This is a genomic window from Paeniglutamicibacter sp. NPDC012692 (assembly GCF_042901625.1).
Lineage (GTDB): Bacteria > Actinomycetota > Actinomycetes > Actinomycetales > Micrococcaceae > Paeniglutamicibacter.
Window position 1 is genome coordinate 55,882 of sequence record NZ_JBIBDE010000006.1, and the last position, 18,482, is coordinate 74,363.

An 18,482-nucleotide genomic window follows, 5' to 3' on the forward strand; every position below is an offset into this window, starting at 1 on the left:
GTGGTCAACCCAGAGTCTTAGCCATGCCGATCATTCAGCGAGTAGCCGCAGCCCTTGGGATCATTCCCCGCACTGTTTCAGGCACCGCACCATCGGCCGGCATCACGCTGCCGCCACGACCCGACTCCCATACGTTCGTGTCCACGCGTGATGCCGCCAGCCTGTCAGACGTGTACCGGGCCATGCAGATCATCACCACCGCCACCCTGCAAGTGACCCACCATGTGGAGCGCGGTGGGCTGCGCCTGGACGACTCCGAAACGCCGTCACTGATCAAGACACCGTGCTTGGACATGAGTCCAGCCGATTTCTTTGAACAGACGGTCATGAGCATGTTCGCCGCCGGCGACGGTTTTTGGCTGAAGCACGAGGTGGCCGGCACCGTCCAGAACCTTGAAATCCTGAACCCGCACGAGATGACCGTGCGCAAGGATCCCAAGACGAACGTCGTCACGTACCACTACCGGGCCAACGTCTACCGGGCCAGCCAGATCGTGCAAGTGTCGCTGATGAAGCTGCCGGGCGACCCGCGCGGCCTTGGCCCGATTCAGGCCACCCAAGTGGAGCTGCGCGGCGCGCTCGAATTGCGCGACTACGCAAGCCTGTGGTTCAGCGAAGGCAAGATTCCATCGGGCATCCTCACCAGTGATCAGGTGCTCACCGCCGACGACGCGAAGCTGTTCAAGGCCGCTTGGAACGGCACCGACGAAAAGCCGGCCGACAACCCCAGCGGCGTGAAGGTGCTCGGCAAGGGCACCACCTACACGCCCATCATGCTCAAGCCCTCCGACGCGCAGTGGCTCGAATCCCGCCAGTTCACCACCACGCAGCTGGCCCGATTGTTCGGCGTGCCGGCATCCCTGATGCTTGCGGCCGTCGAAGGCGGGTCGATGACCTACGCCAACATCGAGCAGGACTGGATCGGGTTCGTGCGCTTCACGCTCATGGCCTACCTGCGCAAGATCGAGGACGCACTCACCGGGCTGACCGTGCGCGGCCAGAAGGTCAAGTTCAATGTCGATTCGCTGCTGCGCTCCGACACGCTGACCCGATACCAAGCGCACCAGCTTGGCATGAACGCCGGATTCCTCACCGATGACGAAGTGCGTGCCATGGAAGGCCGCGCCCCGCTCACCAAGAAGCAGCGGGAGCAAATGAACACCACGAAGCCGGCCCAGGCCCTCAAGGAGGAATCCGCATGAACCCCGAGAAGCTGATCAACAAGGACGGGCTAATCGTCCGCGAAATGGCCGTGCGCGCCGCTGCCGGCGAAGCCCGCTCGTTCACCGGCATTGCCGTTCCGTGGGATACACCCATCGACCTGTACGGAGACGGCAGCTACATCGAATCGTTCGCACGCGGTGCAGTCCAGGATTCGGACGGCGCAAAAGTCTACTACCGCCACGGCGAAATCATCGGCCACCTAGCCGCCAACCGCGACTCGGACGCCGGGTGGGAAATTGACGGCCTGATTGCCGACACCAGCCTTGGCCGTGACGCGTATGCGCTGCTGAAGGCCGGCAGCATCGACCGGCTATCGGTTGGCTTCAAGCCCATCGAATACCGGCAGGAAGAAGACGGCACCGTGGTCATGACCAAGGTGCTCGTTCGTGAAGTCTCGCTTGTGCCGCACCCGGCCTACGAAGCGGCAAAGATCACCGAAATTCGAGAACAACCAGCCACGAAAGGCACCCCCATGGATACCGATACCCTGACCCGCGCCGACCTTCAGCCGCTCTTGGACGGCCAGAGCGAAATGGAACGCGCGTTTGCCCTGCTTCGGGCCGGCCAGCAGCCGACCCCGCCGGCCATCGTCATTCCCGAGTTCCGCAACATGGGCGAGTTCGTGCGCGCCGTGGCCGAGGGCGACGAAGCAGCCCTGAACTTCCACGCACAGTTCACCGACCGCGCAGCGCCGGCCAACGTGCTGGCCGATGCCATCGTCAAGGATTCATGGTTGGGCGAGTACATCAAGCTCGTGGAAGACCGCCGCAAGCTCGTGAACACCTTCGGCAAGCAGGCATTGCCGGCCACCGGCATGAAGGTGGAGTTCGGCAAGCTGAAGTCGGACACCACCGCCGTGGGCGAACAGGCAGCAGAGGGCGACGACCTCACCGGCCCGGGCAAGGTTGAACTTGAGATTGATTCGGCGTCGGTTCACACCGTGGGCGGCTACACGAACATGTCGTTCCAGTCGATCACCCGCGCCACCATCCCGACCGTGAACACGCTGTGGAAAGCCATGATGCTGAAGTACGCCAAGGGCACCGAAACTCGGTTCCGCGCCGAGTACTTCGCGCTCATGGACACGCTCATTGGCAATCAGGTCGAGAACCCCGACGCTGCGCTGAACCTTGCCGCTGATGCCGATGCAAACGACTTCCTTGACCTGATCATCGACGCGGCCCTGATCTACGAGGAGCGCGGCTTTGTTACCGAGGGGCTGCACGCATCGGTTGACCAGTTCAAGCGCCTGAACCGACTCACCGACGGCAACGGCAACCGCCTCATGAACGTGTACGGCACCGGCATGAACATGGTGGGAGAACTGAACCTGAAGCGCGCCGACGGCTCGCTGGCCAACCTGCCGGTGTCGCTCGTGGGCACCCGCGCCACCACTGGCCGTCTGGCCTTCTATGATTCGGTGGCTCTCGAAACCCTCGAATCCCCAGGGGCACCGTTCCAGCTTCAGGATGAGAACATCATCAACCTGACCAAGACGGCCAGCCTGTACGGCTACGTGGCCATCACCACCCCGTTCCCCGACGCGGTGCTGCCGGTCAAGCTGGGCGCATAGCCGTGGGCGTGACACTGGCCGCCTACGTGCAGGCTCCGGCCAACGACGCGTACGCCACCCAGTGTGCGGCCGAAGCCGCAGCCATGGTGGCCACGCATCTGGGCGAGGTCACCGTGCCGCCGGCCGTACTGGAACGCGCGGTGCTCGAAGTCGGGGCCGAGCTGTTCCACCGCCGGCAGTCACGCAACGGCATTGCCGATATGCAGGGCTTGGACATGGCCCCCATGCGCATTGCCCGTGACCCGCTCAAGGCCGCGTACGACATTCTGCGCCCCTACACGGGGCCGGCCCTCGCATGAACCGGCTGGAACGCGCCGCCGAACTGGTGGAGGAAATGCGCGAAGTGCTGGCCGCTGCGGGCCTTGACGACGTGACCGTGACGGCGAACCCCGTCGAAATTCCCGGTGCGCTACCCAACGGCCCGGTGGTGGCCGTGCAGCCGCCGAAGCTCACCTTCATCACCTACAACACGCAGGAAGCCGAGTGGGAGTTGTTCGTGATCGCCGGCCCGCCGGCCGACCGGCTCACCGCTTGGACGTCCATTGACCAAGTCATTGAAGCGCTGCGCGTGCCGATGGATATAGACAAGGCCGACCCGGCCAACTACGAACACCCGAGCATGCAACCGCATGCCGCCTATGTGCTGACTTTCACCGAGCAGCACGACAGCTAAGGAGCACACCCCATGGCGATCAAATCGCACAAGCTTGGCCCCGGTTTCCTCAAGTTCGGGGAAACGGCATCTCTTCAGGAATTCGGTTCGCAGTGCACGGCCGTGAAGTTGGAACCGTCCGTGGACGAGGAAGACAACATTCCGGTTCTCTCCGGTGAGGAACTGGAAGGCGACGAGACGGAAAGCTACATGCTGACCGGCTCGTTCCTTCAGGACTACGGCGGGATGACCTCGCTGCTGGTGTGGTGCAAGACCAACGCCGGCAAGGTGCTGCCGTTCGAGTTCACCCCGTCCACCGCAGGCGGGCTGACCATCAAGGGCAGCGTGAAGATTCGGGCCGTGGCCATCGGCGGCGACGTGAAGACGCGCAACACCACGGACTTCGAGTTCAAGGGCATCGGCGACTGGGTTCCCTCTGCCGTGCCGGCCGGCTAACCCATGGGTGACCAGTTGGTCACCGTGGAGGGTGCGAAGCGGCTGCGCTCCACCCTCCGCAAGGCCGGCCACGATCTGTCGGTGATGAAAGAAGCCCACGCCGACGCGGCATCAATCGCCGCCGAAGCGGCCAGGGCAAGGGCACCGATGGGGCCAACGGGCCGGCTCATTCGCTCCATCCGGTCATCGGGCACCACCACCGCCGGCATCGTCCGTTCGGGGTACAAATCGGTGCCCTACGCCGGCCCCATCCACTGGGGATGGGCGGCACGCAGCATCAAGGCCAACGAGTTCATGAGCGACGGCGCAACGTCCTCCGAATCCCGTTGGTTGCCGGTCTACGAAGCCGGCGTCCAAAAAGCACTCAACCAAGTTCAAGGGAAGTAACCAACATGGCGCAGGAAATGAAGAAGTTCGTCGGGTTCATCGAGTTCGAGGACGGCCGCGTGATCGGCCCGTTCCGCGTGGGCCTGAAAACGAAGTTGCAGTCCACCAAGAGCGCGCGGGCGAACAACTGGGACGAGGAACGCGACGCATCCCAGATCACCAGCTTCATGGCATGGCACGCCGCCAAGGCCGCGGGCCTGCACGACCTCTCGTGGGACGAATACAACGAGGCGGTGTTCGATGCCCAGGTTGTCGAGTTGGAGAAGGACGCCGACGTGATCGGGGATGACTCCGAAGACCCTACCCAGCCGGCAGCCTTGGCCGGCTAATCACGATTCTTGCCATTCGGTCCGGCATCCCGCCGGCCGTCTGGGAAGAAATGGAGCCGGCGTATCTGGCCACGGCGATTGACCTGATTGAAGAAGAAGCGGAAGACATGGAGAACAACTAGTGGCTAAAACCGCGATCCTCTCGCTGCGAATTCTCTCCGACGAGAAGCAGGCCGTCGCCGGCATGAAGCGCACCAGTAGCGCGGCCGGGATGATGGGCAAGGCCGTGGGTGCTGCCGCCGCGTTCTTCGCCGTGGGCAAGGTGATCGCGTGGGGCAAGGCAGCGGTGACCGCTGCCGGCGACCTTGAGCAGTCGATGGGTGCCATTGACACGGTGTTCAAGTCCGGCGCGCCCGAGATGCACAAGTTCGCCAAGGAAGCGGCCACCAACGTGGGCCTGACCGCGAACGAGTACAACGAGTTGGGCACCCTCATTGGCACGCAGCTGAAGAACGGCGGCACCGCCATGAAGGACTTGGGCGGCAAAACGAACGACCTGATCGGGCTGGGCGCTGACCTCAGTTCGATGTTCGGCGGCACGTCTGCCGATGCCGTGGCCGCGCTGTCCTCCGCGCTGAAGGGCGAACGCGACCCCATCGAGAAATACGGTGTGTCGCTGAACCAAGCAAAGATCGACGCGGAAGCCGCTGCCCTGGGCTTCACGAAGGTAGGCGGTTCGCTGTCGGCCGAGGCGAACCAAGCGGCCACGCTCTCGCTGATCATGAAGCAGACCGCCGACGCGCACGGCAATTTCGCCAAGGAATCCAACACCCTGCAAGGCCAGCAGCAGCGCGCTGCCGCCACGTGGAAGAACATCACGACCACCATTGGCGGCATCTTCCTGCCCATCGTCACCGCCGCGTTCGGGTTTATCAACTCCACCGTGCTGCCGGCCGTCTCCAACCTTGTGAACGGGCTGGGGGCCGGCGGCATGGGCGGTGCCTTTGAGATGCTGGGGCCGGCCATCTCCACGGTGCTGACCATCATGAATCCGCTTTCCATCGTCTGGCAGTCGCTGCTGCCGCTGCTGCCGCAGATCATCGCCATGTTCCAGACCATTGCCGGCGTCGTGGGGCCGGCCCTCGTGAGCATCTTCGGTGCCGTCATTCCCGTGGTGCAGTCGGTGATCGCCACCGTATCGCCGCTGATCACCCAGATTGCCGGTGCCCTGATTCCGATCATCACCAACTTGGCCACCACGGTGCTGCCCCCGGTGATCACCGCGTTCGCCGGCATCGTCGCGGCCCTGATGCCGGTTGTGTCCACCATCGTCGGCTTGGTCGTTCCGGCCATCCAAGCATTGCTTCCGGTAGTGACCACCGTGTTCGGCATCGTCGCCGGCCTGATCAAATCAGCAATGCAGATCATTACCGGCGTCATTCAGGTGGCGACCGGCATCTTCACCGGCAACTGGGACTTGGCGTTCCAAGGCCTGAAGAACATCACCCAGGGCGGCGTCGATCTGGTGATGGGCATCATCCGGGGCATCCCCGATCTGATCGGCTCCGCGCTGGGCGGTCTGGGCAACCTGCTCACAGGCGCGGGGCGTGCCATCATCGACGGGTTCATTGGCGGGCTGAAGGGCGCGTGGGAAGCCGGAAAAGACTTCATCGGCGGCATCGGCAAGTGGATTGCCGACCACAAGGGCCCGATCAGCTACGACCGCCGCCTGCTGCGGCCAGCCGGCAAGGCGATCATGGGCGGGCTGGTGGGCAGTATGAAGGACGAGAAGCCGAAGCTGACCAAGTTCCTGCGCGGAGTCACCCGCGAAATCGGTTCGCTGGACGCGACCCCGCGCATGAACCGCCGGCCCTCCGCCGGCACCGGCAAAGACCTGACGTTCAGGGGCAAATTCACCAAGTGGTTGGCCGAGCAACGGCGGGCCGTGGGGATCGACAGCCGCCTGCTCAAGTCACCGGGCATGCACTCGAAGGACGAGTTCATGCGCCGCAAAAAGTTCGAGCAGGCCAAGCACGCGATGAAGGTCGAGAACCAGATGCTGAAGGCCAACCAGATGAAACTGGCCGAGATGAAGCGCCGCAAGCTCAAGGACAAGACCAAGGACGCATCCAAGGCCGGCACCGTGCCCGCGCTGCCCAAGGTCAGCAAGTCGAAGCTTGCCCCGACCACCGACACCGGCACGCGGACGGCCCCCCAGGCACCGCGCAACATCGTCATCAACTTCAACGGGCTGGTGACCGACCGCATCGGCGTGGCCCGGGAAATCAAGAAGCTGTTGCGGGACGAAGCACGTTTGGTGGGTGAGGGATAGTGGCCACATACAAGCCGGGGCGACTGTGGCGCACGTTCAAGAAGCTGGGCATGCCATCGTCCGCGTTCGCCCTGTATTCCGAGCCGCTGGGCACCCTCTACGATTCCGACATCACGGGGGTGTCCATACGCCGGGGCAAGTCCGAACGCGGCGGCGGGTCGCACCCCTCCACCATGGAGATCGGCGTCAAGGGCCAATACTCATCGGCCGTGTCCGGCCGGGAAGCGCGGTTCTTCATGCGACCCGCCCCGGCCGCGACGTTGGCCGCGCACCTTGGCACCACCGCGTCGGTGATCGAACGACGGTTCACCGGCCGGCTGGGAGCCACCAGCGTGGAGGACACCGGGAAGCGGTTCATCACGACCTACACCGCCGCGTCGTGGATAGCCCAGATGAACTACAGCCCCAAGCACTACACCCCGCTGACCGGTGAACCCGTCCTGTCGGTCATTGCCGGTCTGCTGGACGCAGCCAACGCCGCGCGCGGCATCAACGTCAATCTGTTCGGTTCCTCCGACATTATCGCCACCGATCAGGAAAAGACGCTCTGCCGGGACGGGCTGGGCAAGTACGCCACCGATTTGGGGATCCTGCTACAGGAAACCCGCGACGGGCGCACCAACGTGTTCGGGCACCTGTGGCGCATCAGCAACGCGGCCGCGAAGCTGGCCACGCAAATGCCGCTGACCCGCTCGCAAGCGATCAGCCCCGCCGCGTGGGAGCAGCCCAACGAGCGGCCGGCGGTGAAGGTCGATTACAAGATCACCAACAACACTGGGGGGATTGCGACCCGCTCCGCGTCAACCAGCAACCCCACCGGGGAGCTGCGCGAAACCGTGGAAAAGGACTGGTCGTATGTGCAGGTTGCCGGCGTGGATAACCAGCTGTACCGCGAGGCGTACGGCGTCGTCCATTCCTCGAGCACGCGGGTTTTCTCGGTTCCCTCCATCACCATCGACCTGCTGTACCTGATCGGCTCCGACAGGGAGTACCACCGCCGGCAGGCCGCTCAACTCTTGGAACTGGAAGCCGGCGACCCGGTGTTCTTCTCCGGTGACTGGCCCGAAGCGCTGCGCGGTGCGCATTTTGCCGAGGGCATCACCGAAACCATCACCCACAACGAATGGCGTCTGGAACTCTCACTGGTGCCCTACGCGCACGCCGTGGGGGACACCCCCACGCCCGTCGTGCCGGCCCGCGTGTGGGAATCAGCAACATACCCGTGGGAATCCGAATCCCGCACTTGGAACCAAATTTAGGAGCAACATGGCCACCGATGCCGAAGCCGTCGCCGCGGGGTTCACCATGCCCCAGGGCAGCGACTACATCAAGTATGGCGACGACGCTGTGCGGGAAAACGCAAAGACCACCCTTGACTTGATCAACGCCAACAAGTTCAAGCGCGGCACCATCCCCGCCAACACCGACCTCTACAGCTACGAGGGAGCCGGCAAAGACGGCGTGTATGCCTGCCTGCTGTCCTCGACCGCCGCCACGCTGCCGAACCTGCCCCAAGAGGTGGCAGCGGCCCCGGCCGCGTTCGTGCTCACCGTCCGCACGCTCAACACCACCACCACGCTTGAACTCACCACAATCACCGTGTACCGGTCAGACACCTACGTGTGCAACAGTTCCCCGACCAGCGGCACCGGGTGGACACCATGGCAAAAGCATCTCTTCCAGGGCGATGTGAAGGAAGCTCCGACACCGACCGCCGGGTTCAAGGCCGTGCCTCTGGCACTGTCGGCCCCGGCTAACGCCAGCAGTACCGAAACCATTTCGGCCGCGACGCTGCGCTACCCGCTGAAGTTCGCTGTCCCTATCGGCCGCTGGCGTCTGCACGTCCAGAACATCAACGACCGCTCCGGCACCGTCTACCCGGGCGCTGTCTCGTTTACCGGCGCGTGGACGGGTGCCGGCTCACATTCAAACGGGACGTTCACCGGCTCCCCGCAGAAGGTCATGAATGCGTTCACGACGCCGGCAGACGGCAGCGAGTACGTGGGGCCGTGGATTACTTCGGAACTCACCGCCGGCCAAGCCCAGTTGCTTTCGCTGGGGTTCACGAACACCGCCGCCCAACCCAATACGCAGTCAACTGCCGGGTGCTTCCGCAACACCACGCCGGGTGATGCCGGCGTAACGGCCCCGACGCTCACCCGCTCCACCACCGCGCCATTCAGCGTGTGGATTGAAGCCGAGGTTCCCCGAGCCACGCCGGTGATTGCCGAACTCGGTTCATCGGGTGCCGCCGGCGTGGGTGCCACCCTGCCCATGCTGGATTCGCCGCTGTCCATCCATTGCCGCAGCGTGGCCGCGTTGCCGGTGCACTACGCGCAGCCCGGCACCACGCTGTCGGTGTGGAACGACCCTGCCCACCACAAGTGGGGCAAGTGGGCCAAATACGACCGGGCCGACGCGCTGATTCTCTCGCTGGGTTCCAACGACCTGTACACGGCGGGGGCCAGCCTGCCCGACATCCAGGCCAACGCCGTGATCGTGGCCGGCATTGCCGCACAGGTGATTTCCCGCAACATCTACGCGGTGACCATCCACCCGCGCAACACGGGCGACGAGACGCTGCGCCGGCTCTACAACACGTGGCTGCGCACCATGCCCCTGGGCATCCATGACCTGTTCGACCAGTCAGCGGCCGTATCCGACGATGACGAAACGATACGAACCGACTTCAACGCGGACGGCACCCACACCAACACCGCCGGTTCCACTGCCAAGGCCGCCGCCATCACCCGCCCCGTGGTCAGCCCGCCGCAGAAGTACACCATCGACCAGTCATCTGGCCGCGTGGTCAAAATCTGGGACTACCTCAACAACCGCGAGCAACTGATCTATGGAGACACCGGATGGCGAACCACCACACCCCCAGTGGGTCAGGGCGCTGTCGATGGGCTATGGACGGACGGCACCGGCACTATCCAATACCGGCGCGTGAACAACACGGTATACGTGCGGTTTGAGGGTGTTGGATTCCTTGCCGGGGCACCTGCCGGCAACTACCTCACACCGGCAAACTTCCTGCCCCCAGGATTCAGGACGTGGTATTCGGAGCGGAAGAAACACTATCTCGCAAACGTCAACGGCCCCATAAACTACGAAATTTCTGTTTATCAGACTTCACGCTTGCGAGTAGGCCCCACCGTCCCGGGCACGGGCCTAAACGCTCTGCAGGGAACCCTTGATTTCACGACCGATGAAGTGTGGCCGACGACGCTACCGGGAACCGCAGTAGGGAGCATCCCAGCATGAGCAAGTACAGGGCCGAGGGCCACGCCATTGACGAAGCCGGCGAACCCATCCACGTGGACATAGACCCATTCATTCCCACCGGCACCTGTGCAATCTGCGCAGATGTGCCGCAGGAAACCGAACCCCCAGAAGATAGGAACCCATCATGAGCACCCGAACCCCCGTACAGGCAATTGCCCACGCGAACACCATCACGCGCGGCTACGCCGGGTTGTGCCTTGTCTTTGTCCGCACATGCTTCGGCATCGGCGCGAAATACCCCACGGCCGCGAAGTCGTGGGCCAACGCCCAGTACAAGCACGAAACCAACCGACTCGCCGGCATCCCTGCAGGCGTGCCCATCCATTTCGAGGTGCGCGGGGAGCCAGCCGGCCACGTGGCCCTGTATCTGGGCGGCGGGAAGATGCGAACCAACGTGACCGCTAAGGGCACCGTGGAAACCGTGCCGGTGCCGCTACCAGGGCACAAGCTGCTGGGCTGGACGGAGGACTTGAACGGCGTACGCGTCTACACGGCCCCCAAGCCGACCCCGTCCAAGGTTTACACCGTGAAGGCCGGCGACACCCTTAGTGCCATTGCCGTGCGAAACAAGACCACCACGGCGAAGCTGATGAAGAAGAACCCGAGCATCGAAGATGCCGACCTGATCCGCGTGGGTCAGAAGATCAAGCTCTAGGAGGGCACCACCATGGCAGAACAACCTCGAACCTACGGCCCCGTCAGCAAGGGAGCCACCACCGGAGCCACCACGGCCGGCGCGGCCGGCATAGTGCTGGTCTGGATTCTCGAAGCCACCACCGGCATCGACGTGCCCACGCTCGTGGAGGGAGCTATCCCGGTGCTGCTGGCCGGCGGTGGCGCCGCACTGGGCGGTTGGCTCGTGCGACCGGGGAGCGGCAAGCGTGTCGCCGGTTAGCACCGAGGCCGAGACAGTCACCCTGGGCGAAGTAAACCGCAACCTGATCAAGCTCACCGAGCAGGTTACTAACCTCGCCAACGCCGTGGCCGGCCGGCCCGAATGGGCCGACCTCAAGCGCATCGAAACCGCACTCGAGAAGCGCATAGCGTCCCTAGAGTCGTGGGTGAAGTGGGCTGGCCGCACCATCATAGGCGCTCTGATAGTCGCAGCCGTGGGCCTGCTGCTCAAGTTCGGCTAGGCAGATTGGGGGAGTAGCAGCGTGTCGATTCCGGCACGCTGCTCTTCGTCGTCTACGGCCACATAGATTTGCGTGGATTGAAGCGACGAGTGGCGCATGAGCTCCTGCACCACTCGCATGTTCACGTTGTTACGCACCAGCGTGGTGCCGAAGTAGTGCCGCAGGCTGTGCGGGGTTCGGTTTATGATGCCGGCCGCGTCCATGGCGCGCTTGAGCCGCGCAGACACGCTCAAGGTGTGAAGGTGCAGACCGGGGCGGGTAGGGGAGGGGAACCAATAGCCGGTCCCGGGAAACTTGTCAGCATGCAGATCCATAAGCCGCCCAATTTCAGCGTGCAGCGGCAGAATCGCGTGTTTACCACCCTTGCCAGAGATTTCGATGCTGCCGGCGTACCTGTCCACGTCACGGCCGTGCACCTTTGCGATCTCGTGCACGCGCATGCCCTGAAATGCTGCTAGCAGCACCATCATGTACGTGCTGGGGTTGCCGGCGTGGTCAAGGAGGGCTTGCAGGCCGGCCGGCGTGACGGGCCGGGGCAACGTGGCCTTGGGCCGTGGTTTGGGTGCAGCCAATACGGGGTTGTCTTTTCGGTGGCCAGCCGCGACGGCGAAGCACGCGAACGACTTCAGATGCCGGTAGTAGGTGGCCCTACTGTTCGGTGCCAGCCCGTCGCGGGATAGGAATTTCACCACGTCGTGCGTGGTGTACCCGTGGAGCGTAGTCCCGGTGAATCGGCAGAAGTGTTCAAGGGCTTCACGGCGCTTGATGATCGTCTGCGCGGTGTGGTTTGCCGACCGTTGCCAGTGCCCCCAGGCATCGAGCAAGTGATTATCTTCCATGCCCTAATCAGTACTATTTTCTACGCTGATTTGGTCGGATTTTTCCGAACTGTAATTGAACCGTCCTGCGAGTCGTGACACGCGATTACACAGCCACCTTGAACTGTGAATTACCATGCATCCCGCGACTTCTGGTGTCGAGATACCTAAGCGTAGGTTACGTGGCGACACCAAGGGTGCATGGATTCTGGTTGACTTGATGGGTGAGTGAAAATACCTGGAACCCCACTGTCATCTGGTCGCGCCCCGAATCCGAGCGAGCCGGAACGCCCTTGCTGGTGCTCTTGCACGGATACCTGTCCAACGAGGAAGACCTCATGGGGCTGGCTCCCATGCTGCCCGACGAATTCACCGTTGTCTCGGTGCGAGCCCCGCAGGCCCTTGGCCCTGGCTTCACCTGGTTCCCGCTCATGCAGGACCTGGACTATTCGTTTGATGCGGTCAAGAAATCGGTTGCGGACTTGTGGGCTTGGCTGGAGCCCGTCGCCAAGCAGCACTCCTCCGTAAGCCTGCTTGGGTTCTCCATGGGCATGGCGGTGGCAACTTCGTTGCTGCGTCACCAGCCGCAGGCGATCTCTACCGTCATTGGTCTCTCGGGCTTCGCGGTGCCCGGGGATGATTCCGGATTCTTCAAGGAAGAGGAACTTGCGGGCATCAAGACGCCGATGTTCTGGGGTCGCGACCAGGCGGATCCCGTCATCACGCACGACAAGGTTGAGTACACCCATGCCTGGGCCACCGAAAACGTGCATGTCACCAAGGTGCTGTATGCAAACATGCTGCATTCGGTGAACGCGCAGGAAATGGCGCACGTGCACGAGTTCCTGACGCACGTGGTGCTGAAGGGTGCCTCCGTCTAAAACGCCTTGTATCATCTTGTTGACACAAGGATGCACCTCCTGCTTGTATTGTTTCATTGATACAAGTGGGAGGTTTTTGTGCTTCCCTCCGTTCTGAGGAATGCGCATGCTAAACCTGCTCTCCATGCTCCTGCTGCTTGGCTTTTGCATAGCCGTACTCATGCTGGTTCGCCGAAGGGTCCTGTCCCAGCGGCGTGACGACCTGGCCGCCTTGGCTGCCGCGAGCTCCGACGCCGAGGCAGTGGTCGTCGGTAAGGTGTTGCGGACGCTTCGCTCCCGCAACTTGGCGGCGCTTGGCGCAGCCGCGTTTGGGGCGGCCGTGGCAATTTTTTTCACGGAAGCGTTCCCCAGAACTTATGGCCTGCTAATGGTCGCGGCTCCGGCGATCATGGCGGTGCTCGCTGCCGCTGTCTATGCCTTCTGGCGGATTCCCCATGAATTCCCGACCGCTGATCCAGCTCCGTCGGGACGCATCAGCGCGGACCTAACGCCGCGCTCGACCGGAATGTTTGGACCGGCATGGGGCATTGTGCTGCCAGGAGTGTTGCTGATTGGAACGCTTGGGGGATTGCTCGTTGCGGGGATGTTTTCGGGTCCCGACGAGAAGGGCCTCTACCGTGACCTCCCATATGTTTCCATGAATGGTGCGCAGTTGGATGAAAACTCGGTTGTGACTCAAATACACATGTCCGATGGTTCAACTGGTCCGTTCCCAGGCTGGTATTACGGCCTCCCCGTCATGGGATTGTTGGTCATTGCGGGCATCCTCACGTTGTGGGCACTCAACGTCAATGCACGTCGTCCGCGACTGCGAAGCACCGGACTACAGGGATTCGATCATGCCGTTCGCACCCATAACGGATACGTCCTCAGTACCGGACTGAGTGCTTTACTGTGTTTCCAGGCGGTGCCCCTGGTGGTCCTGTCGGCGTCCTCCATCGTTAACGCCGGCTACAACACCATGTACGCGATCGGGCAGGTCTATGACGACGACGCGATTCCCGATTCCGTTCTTGACCCTGCCCACGCAGCTTTGGCGATGTCGCTCGCCGGTGTCGGATTATTGCTTGGTGTCACCGGGGTTCTGCTGCTGGCAAACCTTGTTGGGTGGATCGGGGCTACGATCATGCCGATACGTCGAAAGTCCATCGAAAGCGCAACCGCGTGATCACGCTGGACCCGGCCCACCCAAGCGGCCCCGCTGAACAGATCCGGGCCCAACTCGCCGCGATGATCCAATCGGGCGAGCTGGCCGCCGATGCAAGATTGCCTACGGTCAGGCAACTCGCCGGCGACCTTCGAGTCGCGGCGGGAACCGTGGCCAAGGCCTACAAAGAACTGGAAACCGCCGGGTTGGTCCGCGCCGGCAGGGCCAACGGGACGCGCGTGAATCCGGGGCAGGTGCTGGACGTGCCCCTGCTGAAAGAGGTGCGGGCGCTGACCGGCAAGGCACGGTCTGCCGGCCTGAACCTTGACGAACTTCAAAGACTTGTGGCGGCCGCCTGGAAATCCTAGGGACCGCCACAAGGCGTGTTCTGAAAAGGGAACTAAGCGGTTTCGATCTGGACCGATTCGCCGTTTACGGTGACGGTGTCGCCATTGCGGATCTGGGCACCGCGACGGGTCTCGATCTCGCCGTTGACCTTCACCAGTCCGTCTTCGATCATCTGCTTGGCGTGCAAGCCGTCCTCTGCCAGGGACGCCAGCTTGAGCAGCTGTCCCAGACGGATTGATTCGTCGCGGATCTGAATGTGGAATACCTCGGAATTTGCCATGCATCAATCATCGCGCATCATCCGGATGCGATGTGCATGAAGTGATGATGACGCCAATGTTTGTGGCGTAGCTGACAGAATGCCGAGCCCCGCGAATGGTGGGAGTACGTTTCTCTAGGTAGGCATCCCGTTCCAAGGAGAAGAGTGGCACGTCCAGAACCCCGCGCAGTCGCCGGTGCATTGGCCCTGGCCGGCTCCGCAGGCATGCTCATGCCACTCCAGGCCCTGATCACCTCGAGTGCGGCTGGGCCACTGGGAGGATTCCTGCCGGCAGCGATCCTCAGTGCATCGACTGCCCTGGCCTGCATGCTCCTCGCCAGTGTTTCGATCCCGGCCGCCCGCCGGGGCTGGAAGCAAGCCGGTACGGTGTGGCGCGAACGCAGTATTCCCCGCTACTTCGTTTTGGCGGGCTTGATCGGAGCCTATTACATCGTCGCGCAGGCCATGAGCGTGGGGAGCATCGGGCTTGCGCTCTTTGCCGTCGCGGTTGTCGGGGCAAGAACGCTGTCGAGCATCCTCATCGACGTGATCGGTTTCAGCCCCGCGGGGCGCCAGCCCATCACCCGGCAGCGCCTGGCCGGCGCCGGCCTCCTGGTAGTCGGCGCATCGATAGCCGCGTGGGGGACAGGTGCGCGCGCCGCCGAAGACCCCATGGCGCCGGTTGCGCTGGTCGTGGCCATCGTCGCCGGGTTGTTGGTGAGTTTCCAGCAGTCAATGAACGGGCGGGCCGGGCAGGCTTACGGGTCGACTGCCACAGCAACAACCATCAACTACTTGGCCTCAGTCGGCGGGCTGCTGCTGGCGATGGCCGTCGTTGCCCTGCTGGGCGTCGAATCCTTCGGCTTTGCCGAAGCGCCGCAGTGGTGGATGTATTTTGCCGGTCCGCTCGGCATCCTTTTTGTCGTCACTGGCGTCAGCCTGGTTCCGAAGCTCGGTTCCCTGGTGTTGGGCATCGGATTGGTGACCGGGCAACTCGTGGGTTCGCTGCTGATGGACCTGTTGCTTGAGCCCGAGCGCGTCGGCGCCAGCGAAATCGTCGGAACCCTGCTGACCCTCGTGGCAGTGTTCATCGCCTCATGGCGCCCCAACGGGCGCCCACAATGGAAAGCAAGCAAGTCATCGTGAGTACTTCCCTGTCCGTGGCCGCAACAAAAAATGAGGCACGCCTCGGCCCGGTCTATCTGCTGGCCGCAATTCTGGCTGGTCTGGTCATGCCCATCCAAAGCCGCGTCAACGGCGCGCTGGGCACCCACCTGGGCGACCCGGTGGCCGCTTCACTGGTCAGCTTCACCACCGGGCTGGTCCTGCTGGTCGCGGTTTCGATCTTCCTGCCGAGTGCCCGAGCCGGGGCGAAGCTGATTCCCGTGGCCTTGCGTGAACGTCGTTTTCCGCGCTGGTACCTGGTCGCCGGCGGCGTCGGCGCGATGGTTGTGGTCACCCAGTCGTTGACGGTCCCGCTGGTCGGCGTCGCACTGTTTACCGTTGCGCTCGTTACGGGGCAGACGATTGGATCCATGCTGGTGGACGGCATCGGGTTCGGCCCCGGCGGGCGCCGGAAGATCAACGCGTTGCGCGCCGTGGGTGCCGTCCTCGCGATCGTCGGGGTGCTGTGGGCGGTCAGCCCGCGCATGGCAAGCGGCGAAGCCATCGCGACCCTGCTGGTGCCGCTTCTGCTGCCGGTCGTGGTTGGTTTCCTCATGGGCTTCCAGTCCGCCATGAACGGCGTGCAGGCCCAGACCTACGGAACCCCGGTTGCGGCAACGCTCATGAACTTCGCGGTGGGGGCAATCATGCTGGGCGTCATCCTCCTTGTTCGGTTGCCGTTCACCGGCGTTCCCAACCCGCTGCCCACGCAATGGTGGTACTACCTGGGAGGGCCCCTGGGCTGCGTATTCATTGGCCTTTCGGCATTCCTGGTCAAGCACCTGGGCGTGTTGCTGACGGGCTTGGGCATGATCGGCGGGCAACTCGTTGGCTCGCTGCTGATCGACCTGGTCCTGCCTGCGCCGGGCGCACTGGTCAACGCCGCGACCGTGGGCGGCACGCTGCTGACGCTGGGCGCCGTCGCTCTGGCATCGATGGCCGGAAGCAAGCGCCCGAAACCTCGTCGCTGACGTGGGTGCGCACCATGCTGCGCTCGACGGCCGAACCCCGAACCCGGCAAGGCATTAAGCCCGTGCCCAACGTCATGATTTGGCCCCGAGGGAAACACTCTGGCGTGGGCGGTTATTCACGTTAGGCTTATCGAGTATGTTTTTCGCCCTACGGACCGCAACCAGCGGCCTCGTGAATCATTGGAGTTGTTATGGCGCCTCAGTCCAAGCTCGATCAAGTCATCTCCCTCGCCAAGCGGCGCGGCTTCGTTTTCCAGGCCGGTGAGATCTACGGTGGCTCCCGTTCGGCATGGGATTACGGACCCCTCGGCACCGAGCTCAAGGAAAACATCAAGCGCGAATGGTGGCAGACCTTCGTCCGCGGGCGCGAGGACATGGTGGGCCTCGATTCCTCCATCATCCTGCCCAAGGCCGTCTGGGAAGCCTCGGGCCACGTAGCGACGTTCACCGACCCGCTGGTCGAGTGCACCTCCTGCCACAAGCGCCACCGCGAAGACCACCTCATCGAGGCCTTCGTTGCCAAGAAGAAGCGCCAGCCGGTCGACGGCATGAGCGAAATCGCCTGCCCCGACTGCGGCACCAAGGGCCAGTTCACCGAACCGCAGCTCTTCTCCGGCCTGGTCAAGACGTTCCTCGGCCCGGTCGACACCGCAGCCGGCCTGCACTTCATGCGCCCGGAGACCGCCCAGGGCATCTTCGTGAACTTCAACAACGTGCTCACCGCCTCGCGCAAGAAGCCGCCGTTCGGCATCGGCCAGATCGGCAAGGCCTTCCGCAACGAGATCACGCCGGGCAACTTCATCTTCCGCACCCGCGAGTTCGAGCAGATGGAAATCGAGTTCTTCACCGCTCCCGAGGACGCCCCGGCGTTCTTCGACAAGTGGGTCGAGGACTGCTGGGCATGGTTCCTGGACCTCGGCATCAACGAAGAGAACCTGCGCCGCTTCGACGTCCCCGAGGACGAGCGCGCGCACTACTCGGCCGGCACCATCGACTTCGAGTACCGCTTCGGCTTCCAAGGTTCGGAGTGGGGCGAGCTCATGGGCGTCGCCAACCGCACCGACTACGACCTGACCAGTCACTCCAAGGGCTCGGGCACGGAACTGTCCTACTTCAACCAGGCCACCGGCGAACGCTACACCCCGTACGTGATCGAGCCGTCCTTCGGCCTGACCCGTTCGATGATGGCCTTCCTGGTCGACGCCTACGTCGAGGACGAGGCCCCGAACGCCAAGGGCGGCGTGGACAAGCGCACCGTGCTGCGCCTCGACCCGCGCCTGGCCCCGGTCAAGGCCGCGGTGTTGCCGCTCTCGCGCAACGAGGACCTGTCCCCGAAGGCCAAGGCTCTTGCCGCCGAGCTGCGCAAGAGCTGGAACATCGACTTCGACGACGCCGGCGCCATCGGCCGCCGCTACCGCCGCCAGGACGAGATCGGCACCCCGTTCTGCATCACCGTCGACTTCGACACCCTCGAGGACCAGGCAGTGACCATCCGCGAGCGCGACACCATGACGCAGGAACGCGTGGCACTGGACCAGGTGCGCAGCTACCTGGCCGAGCGCCTCAACGGAGCCTAG

The 18,482-nt window shown here is 63.5% G+C and carries 21 protein-coding genes; 19 read left to right on the plus strand and 2 right to left on the minus strand.

Annotation, left to right across the window (positions count from 1 at the left end; translation table 11 throughout):
• Positions 1–137 precede the first annotated feature (137 nt).
• The 13 genes from ACFY5D_RS18095 to ACFY5D_RS18155 all read left to right on the plus strand — a co-directional run bounded on the left by ACFY5D_RS18095 (position 138) and on the right by ACFY5D_RS18155 (position 11,317).
• Positions 138–1,202 (plus strand): phage portal protein, encoded by a 1,065-nt coding sequence (locus tag ACFY5D_RS18095; protein ID WP_387533069.1) that lies wholly within the window; start codon positions 138–140, stop codon positions 1,200–1,202.
• Positions 1,199–2,797: an HK97 family phage prohead protease gene (locus ACFY5D_RS18100; RefSeq protein ID WP_387533072.1), complete on the plus strand. Its 1,599-nt coding sequence runs from the start codon at positions 1,199–1,201 to the stop codon at positions 2,795–2,797. Before ACFY5D_RS18095 ends, ACFY5D_RS18100 begins: the two co-directional genes overlap by 4 nt.
• 2 nt (positions 2,798–2,799) lie before the next feature.
• A complete protein-coding gene (locus tag ACFY5D_RS18105; protein ID WP_387533075.1) occupies positions 2,800–3,096 on the plus strand; it encodes a hypothetical protein in 297 nt (98 codons plus the stop codon).
• The gene (locus tag ACFY5D_RS18110) at positions 3,093–3,470 is read left to right on the plus strand and encodes a hypothetical protein (protein WP_387533078.1); all 378 of its coding nucleotides are present in this window, start codon (positions 3,093–3,095) and stop codon (positions 3,468–3,470) included. The genes ACFY5D_RS18105 and ACFY5D_RS18110 overlap by 4 nt, the downstream gene beginning before the upstream one ends.
• Positions 3,471–3,482: 12 nt before the next feature.
• Positions 3,483–3,905 carry a hypothetical protein gene (locus ACFY5D_RS18115; protein WP_387533081.1) on the plus strand — a complete coding sequence of 141 codons (423 nt, stop codon included), beginning with the start codon at positions 3,483–3,485 and terminating at the stop codon, positions 3,903–3,905.
• A 3-nt stretch (positions 3,906–3,908) separates the two neighbouring features.
• Positions 3,909–4,292, plus strand: a complete 384-nt coding sequence (locus ACFY5D_RS18120) for a hypothetical protein (protein ID WP_387533084.1) — start codon at positions 3,909–3,911, stop codon at positions 4,290–4,292.
• Between the two features lie 5 nt (positions 4,293–4,297).
• The gene (locus tag ACFY5D_RS18125; protein ID WP_387533087.1) at positions 4,298–4,621 is read left to right on the plus strand and encodes a hypothetical protein; all 324 of its coding nucleotides are present in this window, start codon (positions 4,298–4,300) and stop codon (positions 4,619–4,621) included.
• A 121-nt stretch (positions 4,622–4,742) separates the two neighbouring features.
• Positions 4,743–6,893, plus strand: coding sequence for a hypothetical protein (locus ACFY5D_RS18130; protein WP_387533090.1), 2,151 nt, complete (start codon positions 4,743–4,745; stop codon positions 6,891–6,893).
• Positions 6,893–8,152 carry a hypothetical protein gene (locus ACFY5D_RS18135; RefSeq protein WP_387533093.1) on the plus strand — a complete coding sequence of 420 codons (1,260 nt, stop codon included), beginning with the start codon at positions 6,893–6,895 and terminating at the stop codon, positions 8,150–8,152. Before ACFY5D_RS18130 ends, ACFY5D_RS18135 begins: the two co-directional genes overlap by 1 nt.
• 7 nt (positions 8,153–8,159) lie before the next feature.
• Positions 8,160–10,160, plus strand: coding sequence for an SGNH/GDSL hydrolase family protein (locus tag ACFY5D_RS18140; RefSeq protein WP_387533095.1), 2,001 nt, complete (start codon positions 8,160–8,162; stop codon positions 10,158–10,160).
• A 145-nt stretch (positions 10,161–10,305) separates the two neighbouring features.
• Positions 10,306–10,836, plus strand: coding sequence for a LysM peptidoglycan-binding domain-containing protein (locus ACFY5D_RS18145; RefSeq protein WP_387533098.1), 531 nt, complete (start codon positions 10,306–10,308; stop codon positions 10,834–10,836).
• 12 nt (positions 10,837–10,848) lie between these two features.
• Entirely contained in the window at positions 10,849–11,076 is a 228-nt protein-coding gene (locus ACFY5D_RS18150; protein WP_387533101.1) for a hypothetical protein, read from the plus strand.
• Positions 11,063–11,317 (plus strand): hypothetical protein, encoded by a 255-nt coding sequence (locus ACFY5D_RS18155; RefSeq protein WP_387533103.1) that lies wholly within the window; start codon positions 11,063–11,065, stop codon positions 11,315–11,317. The genes ACFY5D_RS18150 and ACFY5D_RS18155 overlap by 14 nt, the downstream gene beginning before the upstream one ends.
• Here ACFY5D_RS18155 and ACFY5D_RS18160 read toward each other — a convergent pair.
• A complete protein-coding gene (locus tag ACFY5D_RS18160; protein ID WP_387533106.1) occupies positions 11,314–12,156 on the minus strand; it encodes a tyrosine-type recombinase/integrase in 843 nt (280 codons plus the stop codon). The two genes, ACFY5D_RS18155 and ACFY5D_RS18160, sit on opposite strands and share 4 nt — an antisense overlap.
• A 203-nt stretch (positions 12,157–12,359) precedes the next feature.
• Here ACFY5D_RS18160 and ACFY5D_RS18165 point away from each other — a divergent pair, with 203 nt between their 5' ends.
• The 3 genes from ACFY5D_RS18165 to ACFY5D_RS18175 all read left to right on the plus strand — a co-directional run bounded on the left by ACFY5D_RS18165 (position 12,360) and on the right by ACFY5D_RS18175 (position 14,531).
• Positions 12,360–13,016 (plus strand): alpha/beta hydrolase, encoded by a 657-nt coding sequence (locus ACFY5D_RS18165; RefSeq protein ID WP_387533109.1) that lies wholly within the window; start codon positions 12,360–12,362, stop codon positions 13,014–13,016.
• Between the two features lie 106 nt (positions 13,017–13,122).
• Positions 13,123–14,184, plus strand: coding sequence for a hypothetical protein (locus ACFY5D_RS18170; protein WP_387533112.1), 1,062 nt, complete (start codon positions 13,123–13,125; stop codon positions 14,182–14,184).
• A complete protein-coding gene (locus tag ACFY5D_RS18175) occupies positions 14,181–14,531 on the plus strand; it encodes a GntR family transcriptional regulator (RefSeq protein WP_387533115.1) in 351 nt (116 codons plus the stop codon). The genes ACFY5D_RS18170 and ACFY5D_RS18175 overlap by 4 nt, the downstream gene beginning before the upstream one ends.
• A gap of 32 nt (positions 14,532–14,563) precedes the next feature.
• Here ACFY5D_RS18175 and ACFY5D_RS18180 read toward each other — a convergent pair whose 3' ends face one another.
• The gene (locus tag ACFY5D_RS18180) at positions 14,564–14,791 is read right to left on the minus strand and encodes an RNA-binding S4 domain-containing protein (protein ID WP_209995825.1); all 228 of its coding nucleotides are present in this window, start codon (positions 14,789–14,791) and stop codon (positions 14,564–14,566) included.
• A 144-nt stretch (positions 14,792–14,935) separates the two neighbouring features.
• Between ACFY5D_RS18180 and ACFY5D_RS18185 the strand changes: the two genes are divergently transcribed.
• The 3 genes from ACFY5D_RS18185 to ACFY5D_RS18195 all read left to right on the plus strand — a co-directional run bounded on the left by ACFY5D_RS18185 (position 14,936) and on the right by ACFY5D_RS18195 (position 18,482).
• A complete protein-coding gene (locus tag ACFY5D_RS18185) occupies positions 14,936–15,916 on the plus strand; it encodes a DMT family transporter (protein WP_387533118.1) in 981 nt (326 codons plus the stop codon).
• The gene (locus tag ACFY5D_RS18190) at positions 15,913–16,905 is read left to right on the plus strand and encodes a DMT family transporter (protein WP_387533121.1); all 993 of its coding nucleotides are present in this window, start codon (positions 15,913–15,915) and stop codon (positions 16,903–16,905) included. Before ACFY5D_RS18185 ends, ACFY5D_RS18190 begins: the two co-directional genes overlap by 4 nt.
• Positions 16,906–17,096: 191 nt before the next feature.
• On the plus strand, positions 17,097–18,482 hold the full coding sequence (locus tag ACFY5D_RS18195; protein WP_387533124.1) for a glycine--tRNA ligase: 1,386 nt from the start codon (positions 17,097–17,099) through the stop codon (positions 18,480–18,482).

What these genes read in the sequence shown, in the direction of transcription:
- ACFY5D_RS18100 (WP_387533072.1), top strand. Translation starts at nt 1,199, where the DNA reads ATGAACCCCGAGAAGCTGATCAACAAGGACGGGCTAATCGTCCGCGAA.
- ACFY5D_RS18110 (WP_387533078.1), top strand. Translation starts at nt 3,093, where the DNA reads ATGAACCGGCTGGAACGCGCCGCCGAACTGGTGGAGGAAATGCGCGAA.
- ACFY5D_RS18115 (WP_387533081.1), top strand. Translation starts at nt 3,483, where the DNA reads ATGGCGATCAAATCGCACAAGCTTGGCCCCGGTTTCCTCAAGTTCGGG.
- ACFY5D_RS18120 (WP_387533084.1), top strand. Translation starts at nt 3,909, where the DNA reads ATGGGTGACCAGTTGGTCACCGTGGAGGGTGCGAAGCGGCTGCGCTCC.
- ACFY5D_RS18125 (WP_387533087.1), top strand. Translation starts at nt 4,298, where the DNA reads ATGGCGCAGGAAATGAAGAAGTTCGTCGGGTTCATCGAGTTCGAGGAC.
- ACFY5D_RS18140 (WP_387533095.1), top strand. Translation starts at nt 8,160, where the DNA reads ATGGCCACCGATGCCGAAGCCGTCGCCGCGGGGTTCACCATGCCCCAG.
- ACFY5D_RS18145 (WP_387533098.1), top strand. Translation starts at nt 10,306, where the DNA reads ATGAGCACCCGAACCCCCGTACAGGCAATTGCCCACGCGAACACCATC.
- ACFY5D_RS18150 (WP_387533101.1), top strand. Translation starts at nt 10,849, where the DNA reads ATGGCAGAACAACCTCGAACCTACGGCCCCGTCAGCAAGGGAGCCACC.
- ACFY5D_RS18160 (WP_387533106.1), bottom strand. Translation starts at nt 12,156, where the DNA reads ATGGAAGATAATCACTTGCTCGATGCCTGGGGGCACTGGCAACGGTCG.
- ACFY5D_RS18170 (WP_387533112.1), top strand. Translation starts at nt 13,123, where the DNA reads ATGCTAAACCTGCTCTCCATGCTCCTGCTGCTTGGCTTTTGCATAGCC.
- ACFY5D_RS18180 (WP_209995825.1), bottom strand. Translation starts at nt 14,791, where the DNA reads ATGGCAAATTCCGAGGTATTCCACATTCAGATCCGCGACGAATCAATC.
- ACFY5D_RS18195 (WP_387533124.1), top strand. Translation starts at nt 17,097, where the DNA reads ATGGCGCCTCAGTCCAAGCTCGATCAAGTCATCTCCCTCGCCAAGCGG.